A 7,305-nucleotide genomic window follows, 5' to 3' on the forward strand; every position below is an offset into this window, starting at 1 on the left:
GGTAGTTCGCTCTCGTTGTTTTTGGCTTATGGCCGCATTCTAAATTGTTCGTCAGGTACGCGCCAGCAAGGCGACGCCCACCAGGATGATGCCGATGGCGACCAGGCGCTGCACCGTCAGCGCTTCGCCGAACAGGTACCAGGCGCCGATGGCCGTCACCACATAGCCCAGCGACAACATCGGGTAGGCGATCGACACGTCCACGCGCGACAGCGCGATGATCCACAGCACCACCGACAGCACGTAGCAGGTCAGACCGCCGATGATGGGCAGCTGGGTCGCCACCTTGAGGCCGACCGAGAACAGGTTGTTCAGCGTCAGGTGGATCTCGCCGATGTTCCTGGTGCCGGCCTTGAGCAGCAGCTGGGCCACCGCGTTGAGCAGCACGCCGAAGACGATAAAACTAAAAGTTGCAATATTCATTAATATTATTTATAGGATTTTTATAAGCTACAGGTTGGCCACCACGACGCGGCGCGTATCCTCGGCCACCACGCGCATGGTCAAACCGTCTTCCTTGAGCTCGGCATATTTCTCCGGGCTGAGGATGGCCAGCGCCTTGACGCCTTGCGCCGTGTGCTGGTTCCACAGCACCACGAACTGCTCGACCGTCGGAATCGACAGCTCCGGCTGCTGGCGCAGGCCGAAGGTGAACTCGTCCCAGTAGTCGACCAGCACCACGGTGCGCTGCAGGTAGAAGGTCATCGACTGTTCGTAGGTGTCGACCGAATAGATCTTGGTATCGGGCTTGAGCTCGGGCAGCGTCTTCATCGCCACCGCTTTACCGGCGCGCATTTTGCCATACGGCTCGAAGCCGGTCAGTATCAGCTGGGTCGCGATGAAGCCGGCCACGGCCATGGTGAGCACCGTCAGGTCGCGGCGCAGGTGGCGCGCATGCAGCAGCGCCAGCGCGCCGCCGGCCGCGGCGATGATGCCTGCCATCAGCACCCACGGCTGGTAGGCTTCCAGCAGCGCGGTTTCCTCGTGGTGGCGCACCGCCATGTGCACCATCTGCGGCACGGCGGCCACGCCGCCCACGCCGATCAGCACCAGCAGGCCGGCGGCGATCATGCGGTTGCGGCGCGAGGCGTTTTCCAGGTAGACGGCGATCAGCAGGGCCAGCGCCGGGAAGATCGGCAGGATGTAGCCGGGCAGCTTGGAGCTGGAATAGCTGAAGAAGAAGAAAATGAACACGGCCCAGATCAGCAGCATCAGCTTGGGCTGGAACACGCCGCTGCGCTCGCGGCGCACGGCGCCCCACAGCGCCTGCGGCAGCACGCCCAGCCACGGCACGATGCCGGGGATCAGCATGGCGAAGAAGTAGTACCACGCGCCTTCGCGGTGGTGGGTCTTGAGGAAGAAGCGTTCCCAGTGCTCGTGCACGAAGAAGAAGTGCGGCTGCTCCGGATTGCGCAGCGCCACCAGCACGAACCACGGCGTGGCGACGGCGAAGAACAGCAGCAGGCCCTTGCCCAGGTGCAGGCGCTTCCAGATGGCGATGTCGCCCGACAGCGCCGAATACAGCACCAGCACCGCGCCCGGCAGCACCAGGCCGATCAGGCCCTTGGCCAGCACCGCCAGCGCCATGCCGGCCCAGCACAGCAGCATCCAGTTGCGGCGTTCGCCGTCGGAGGCGCCGTCGCGCTGGGCCACCAGCACCGCGCACAGCACGATGGTCATCATGCCGGACAGGCTCATGTCCAGCGAATCGATCTGGCCGGAAGCCACCCAGAACAGGCTGGAGCCCAGCGCCAGCGCGGCGTAGAAGCCGGCGCGCGCGCCGAACACGCGGTTGCCGGCGTAGCCGGTCAGGATCACGCCGCCCAGGCCGCACAAGCCGGTCCACAGGCGGGCCTGCCACTCGCCCAGGCCGAACACGGCAAACGAGGCCGCGTTCATCCAGGTTTGCAGCGGCGGCTTTTCAAAGTACTTGATGCCGTTCAGGCGCGTGGTGATCCAGTCGCCGTTGACGAACATTTCGCGCGCCATTTCGGCGTAGCGGCCCTCGTCGGGCGGCACCAGCGTGCGCACGCCCAGCACGTACAGCCAGACGATGATGAACGCGGTCAGCAGCGACCAGACGAATTTCTTGGAGTTGTACAGGTCGTTCATCAGGCGGTTTTGCCCTCGGTGTGGTCGATGATCAGAGCGAGCGTGACCTTGCGGCCTTCGCCCATCAGGATGTTGTAGGTGCGGCAGGCGGCCTGGCTGTCCATGCATTCGACGCCGATGCGGCGCATGGTCAGCGCGGCGGTCAGGCGCGGATGGATGAAGCGCTGCCTGGCGCCGGTGCCGAGGATGACGACGTCCGGGTTGTCGTCGCCGATGGTGACGAAGTGCTCTGCGGTAATAGATTCGAAGGTGGGGGCATCCCAGGCGCGCGGCGGGATTTCCGGCAGCACGATCAGGCTGTAGTTGTAGCGCTGGGCGTTGATTTCGACCCCGGTTTCATCGTAACCGGTCACGGTCTGGTATTTTTGAGTATCGCTGGCGTGGAGCTTCATGACAGAAATCGTGGGTTTAGTCGGCAAAAGAAGCGCCATTGTAGCGTTTTTCCGGGGTGTTCCTGAGCTTTACGCCCCTTACAGGTTGATTAAATGAGATGCTTTCGGCAGAATGGGTCTTTTCGCATTGCAGCACGGGCCGCCGGGGCATTTTGGCAGTCCTGAGCGGTTTGCCTCACCAAGACAGGATTTTATTTTGCGACCGATTCAAAAATCGAACAAATTAGCGGAAGTCTGCTACGAGATCCGCGGCCCGGTGCCGGAAAAAGCCCGGCAAATGGAGGAAGAAGGCCACAAGATCACGAAGTTGAATATCGGCAACCTCGCCGTGTTCGGTTTCGATCCGCCGGACGAGATCGTCCAGGACATGAAAATCAACCTGCACAATGCTGCGGGCTACACCGATTCCAAGGGCATGTTCGCGCCGCGCAAGGCCGTGGTGCACTACACCCAGGGCAAGAATATTCCCGGCGTGACCATCGAGGATGTCTACCTCGGCAATGGCGCGTCCGAGCTGATCGTCATGTCGATGAACGCGCTGCTCAACACCGGCGACGAAGTGCTGGTGCCGGCGCCCGACTATCCGCTGTGGACGGCGGCGGTGTCGCTGTCGGGCGGCACGCCGGTGCACTACATCTGCGACGAGCAGCAGGACTGGTTCCCGGACATCGAAGACATGCGCCGCAAGATCAACTCGAACACGCGCGCCATCGTCGTCATCAACCCGAACAATCCGACCGGCGCGCTGTACCCGGTCGAGCTGCTGCTGCAGATCATCGAACTGGCGCGCCAGCACCAGCTGATCATCTACGCCGACGAAATCTACGACAAGGTGCTGTACGACGGCGCCGAGCACGTGTCCATCGCCTCGCTGGCCGATGACGTGCTGTTCGTCACCTTCAACGGCCTGTCGAAGAACTACCGCGCCTGCGGCTATCGCGCCGGCTGGATGGTGGTGTCGGGCGAGAAGGGCCATGCGAAAGACTATATCGAAGGCCTGAACATGCTGGCCTCGATGCGCCTGTGCGCCAACGCGCCGGGCCAGTTTGCGATCCAGACCGCGCTCGGCGGCTACCAGTCGATCCACGACCTGGTGGGGCCGGGCGGACGCCTGCTCAAGCAGCGCGACCTGGCTTACAAGCTGCTCACCGATATTCCTGGCGTAACGTGCGTCAAGCCGAAAGCTGCGCTGTATATGTTCCCACGCCTTGATCCGAAGATCTACCCGATCGCGGACGACCAGCAATTCGCCTATGAGCTGCTGGCTGAAACAAAAGTGCTGATCGTCCAGGGCAGCGGTTTCAACTGGATTGCGCCGGATCACTTCCGCGTCGTGTTCCTGCCGAATTCGGACGATATGATCGAGGCCTTCGGCCGCATCGCCAAATTCATGGAAGGCTACCGGAAACGCCACGGCGCCAGCTTCTAATAAAACAATAGAAACGATTTATATGAAACCCATCAAAATAGGTTTGTTAGGCGTCGGCAATGTCGGCGGCGGTACGTTCGATGTGCTGGCCCGTAACCAGGAAGAAATCCGCCGCCGCGCCGGTCGCGGCATCGAAGTGGTGGCCGTCTCGGCCCGCAACCTGGAGCGCGCCAAGACGCGCACCGGCGGCAAGGTCAACGTGGTGGCCGATCCGTTCGACATCGTCAACGATCCCGAGATCGACATCGTCGTCGAGCTGATCGGCGGCTACGACCAGGCCAAGGCGCTGGTGCTGCAAGCCATCGCCAACGGCAAGCACGTCGTCACCGCCAACAAGGCGCTGCTGGCCGTGCACGGCAATGAAATCTTCGCCGCCGCGCAAGCCAAGGGCGTGATGGTGGCGTTCGAGGCGGCCGTGGCCGGCGGCATCCCCATCATCAAGGCGCTGCGCGAAGGCCTGACCGCCAACCGCATCGAATGGCTGGCCGGCATCATCAACGGCACCACCAACTTCATCCTGTCCGAGATGCGCGACAAGGGCCTGGACTTCGCGACCGTGCTCAAGCAGGCGCAGGAGCTGGGCTATGCCGAAGCCGACCCGACCTTCGACATCGAAGGCGTGGACGCGGCGCACAAGGCCACCATCATGTCGGCGATCGCCTTCGGCATTCCGGTGCAGTTCGACAAGGCGCACGTCGAGGGCATTTCCAAGCTGAACGCCATCGACATCCGCTACGCAGAGCAGCTGGGCTATCGCATCAAGCTGCTGGGCATCGCCAAGCGCGCCAAGGTCAACGGCGTGGAAGGCGTGGAGCTGCGCGTGCATCCGACGCTGATCCCGTCCAAGCGATTGATCGCCAACGTCGAAGGCGCGATGAACGCCGTGCTGGTGCATGGCGACGCCGTCGGCGCCACGCTGTACTACGGCAAGGGCGCCGGTTCCGAGCCGACCGCCTCGGCCGTGATCGCCGACCTGGTCGACATCACCCGGCTGGCCACGGCCGATGCCGAGCACCGCGTGCCGCACCTGGCCTTCCAGCCGAACGCGATGACGGATATCGAGATCCTGCCGATGGCGGAGATCACCACCAGCTACTACCTGCGCATGAACGTCAGCGACCAGCCGGGCGTGCTGGCCGACCTGACCCGCATCCTGGCCGACGCCACCATCTCGATCGACGCCATGATGCAGAAGGAACCGGCGGAAGGCGAGACGCGCACCGACATCATCTTCCTGACGCACCAGACGCAGGAAAAGAACGTGCTGGCGGCCATCGCCAAGATCGAAGCCCTGGCCACGGTGTGCGGCAACGTCACCAAGATCCGCCTGGAAAACCTGAGCTGATTTAAGGCGGGGGTCAAGTCTGACATTCGGACACGAGCTCTACCGTAACGCGCGTTACGGTAGAGCTCGTGTCCGAATGTCAGACTTGACCCCCGTTGTTTTAGACGAAAAAAAACCGGACGGCGTCTACGTACGCTGTCCGGTGAAGGGTTTCTCCTATTTACTCCGGGGTTGCTGCTACTACGGTACTGCGGTACTGCTTACTTCGAAGCGACGGTCAGTTCGCTTTTCACTTCTTTCACGCCAGGCACAGCCGACGCAACCTGAATCGCCTTGGTGCCGATGTCGGTGCTCGCTACCGCGCCGCTCAGCACAACCACACCGTCGGTGGTGGTCACGCCAATTTGTTTTTGATCTGCCAGGGAAGCCTTGATTTTGCTGGTGATGGCTTCGTCATTGGTGGCGGTGCCGGTCTTGGCGGCGCCAGCCATGGCGGCTTCGGTCTGGCCTGCGGCAAAGGCGGTGCCGGTGGCGGCAGCGGCGGTCAGGGTGGCGGCAACCATCAGGCGGGCGATCAGTTTGGTAGTCATCATGATTTGCTTCCTTTTTTTCAGTTTAAGGGTGAAACGTCAGTGACGTTATCCTCTCCTTTGCAAACCCCGTGCCAGCTCTAAAAATCGGATTGAAATCAATGACTTATGCGTGATTTTCCTAGTGGAAACCGGTCGCCCGTGGTATTTCCGGCCATATTGCCCGGGTTTTGTCGGGAGATGGCGACAAGCTTCCGCCGCCATTCCGCAAGTGGCTGATTTGTAAGGAATTATTCCTGTCGCTCGGCGGCGACAGCGGCGCCGTCGGCGCGGAACAGGCTGGCGTCCAGGTCGTGTTTTTGCAGCAGACGGTAGAACTCCGTGCGATTGCGTTCGGCCAGGCGGGCGGCGTCGGCCACGTTGCCGTCGGTCAGTTTCAGCAGCTGGACCAGGTAGTTGCGCTCGAAGCGTTGCTTGGCTTCGGTGTAGCTCAGCACCTCCAGCGACGGCACCCGCAGCGCCCGCTGCACCAGCGACAAGGGCACCAGCGGCGCGGTCGCCAGCGCGCACACGTGTTCGACCACGTTGTACAGCTGCCGCACATTGCCGGGCCAGGCGGCCGTGGTCAGCGCCTCCAGCGCGCCGGGCGCATAGCCGCGCACGGTCTTGCCGTACTTGGCGGCCAGCGTCTGCAGGAACTGGGTCGCCATCGGCGCGATGTCTTCGCGGCGCTGCGACAGCGGCGGCAAGGTCAGCGTGATCACATTCAGGCGGTAGTACAGGTCTTCGCGGAACTGGCCTTCCTGCATCGCCACGTCGAGGTCGCGGTGGGTGGCCGACAGGATGCGCACGTCCACCGGCCGCGCGACGTCTGAGCCCAGCTGGCGCACCACGCGCTCCTGCAGCACGCGCAACAGCTTCACTTGCAGCAGCAGCGGCATGTCGCCGATCTCGTCGAGGAACAGCGTGCCGCCATCTGCCGCCTGCAGCAAGCCTTCGCGGCTGGCGACGGCGCCGGTGTAGGCGCCCTTGACGTGGCCGAACAGCTCGGACTCCAGCAGCGCCTCCGGTATCGCGCCGCAGTTGACGGCGATGAAGGGCGCCTTGCTGCGCCGGCTGGCGCGGTGGATGGCGTTGGCCAGCAGTTCCTTGCCGGTGCCGCTTTCGCCGCGGATCAGGATGCTGGCGTCGGAGGCCGCCACCAGCCGCGCTTCGGCCAGCAGCTCGTCCATGCATTGGCTGCGGCTGATCAGGCCCGCGCGCCAGGCGTGGTCGCCGCTGGCGGGGCCGGGCTCGGGCGCGGACAGGCTCAGCGCCTGGACGATGCGTTCCAGCAGCGTCTTGGCGTCGAAGGGCTTGGTCAGGTAGGCGTAGGCGCCCAGCGTGGTGGCTTCGACCGCGTCGGGGATGGTGCCGTGGGCGGTCAGCAGGATTACCGGCAGGGCCGGCCAGGCGCTGCGGATTTCCTGGAACAGCGACATGCCGTCGCGGTCCGGCAGGCGGATGTCGCTGATCACCAGGCGCGGCAGCTCGATAGCCATGCGCGCCAGCGCGGCC

The 7,305-nt window shown here is 63.4% G+C and carries 7 protein-coding genes; 2 read left to right on the plus strand and 5 right to left on the minus strand.

Annotated features, from left to right (window positions below; genetic code table 11):
* Nucleotides 1-51 precede the first annotated feature (51 nt).
* Genes DUGA2_RS31050 through DUGA2_RS31060 form a run of 3 tightly spaced genes read right to left on the minus strand, consistent with a single transcriptional unit; the run spans nucleotide 52 to nucleotide 2,504 of the window.
* Nucleotides 52-423, minus strand: a complete 372-nt coding sequence (locus DUGA2_RS31050; protein WP_070273166.1) for an SMR family transporter — start codon at nucleotides 421-423, stop codon at nucleotides 52-54.
* A 27-nt stretch (nucleotides 424-450) separates the two neighbouring features.
* Nucleotides 451-2,112, minus strand: a complete 1,662-nt coding sequence (locus DUGA2_RS31055) for a glycosyltransferase family 39 protein (protein ID WP_070273167.1) — start codon at nucleotides 2,110-2,112, stop codon at nucleotides 451-453.
* Nucleotides 2,112-2,504, minus strand: coding sequence for an Mth938-like domain-containing protein (locus DUGA2_RS31060; RefSeq protein ID WP_070273168.1), 393 nt, complete (start codon nucleotides 2,502-2,504; stop codon nucleotides 2,112-2,114). Before DUGA2_RS31060 ends, DUGA2_RS31055 begins: the two co-directional genes overlap by 1 nt.
* 196 nt (nucleotides 2,505-2,700) lie before the next feature.
* On the opposite strand from DUGA2_RS31060, the gene DUGA2_RS31065 reads away from it, so the two are divergent.
* Both DUGA2_RS31065 and DUGA2_RS31070 read left to right on the plus strand, forming a co-directional pair.
* On the plus strand, nucleotides 2,701-3,933 hold the full coding sequence (locus DUGA2_RS31065; RefSeq protein ID WP_070273169.1) for a pyridoxal phosphate-dependent aminotransferase: 1,233 nt from the start codon (nucleotides 2,701-2,703) through the stop codon (nucleotides 3,931-3,933).
* 22 nt (nucleotides 3,934-3,955) lie between these two features.
* Nucleotides 3,956-5,278 carry a homoserine dehydrogenase gene (locus DUGA2_RS31070; protein WP_070273170.1) on the plus strand — a complete coding sequence of 441 codons (1,323 nt, stop codon included), beginning with the start codon at nucleotides 3,956-3,958 and terminating at the stop codon, nucleotides 5,276-5,278.
* A gap of 200 nt (nucleotides 5,279-5,478) precedes the next feature.
* Here DUGA2_RS31070 and DUGA2_RS31075 read toward each other — a convergent pair whose 3' ends face one another.
* Entirely contained in the window at nucleotides 5,479-5,811 is a 333-nt protein-coding gene (locus DUGA2_RS31075) for a BON domain-containing protein (protein ID WP_070273171.1), read from the minus strand.
* 227 nt (nucleotides 5,812-6,038) lie between these two features.
* Nucleotides 6,039-7,305: sigma 54-interacting transcriptional regulator (locus DUGA2_RS31080; protein WP_070273172.1), on the minus strand; the 1,267-nt coding region annotated here is incomplete at its 5' end.

It is taken from the genome of Duganella sp. HH101 (assembly GCF_001758795.1).
Classification (GTDB): domain Bacteria; phylum Pseudomonadota; class Gammaproteobacteria; order Burkholderiales; family Burkholderiaceae_D; genus Rugamonas; species Rugamonas rivuli.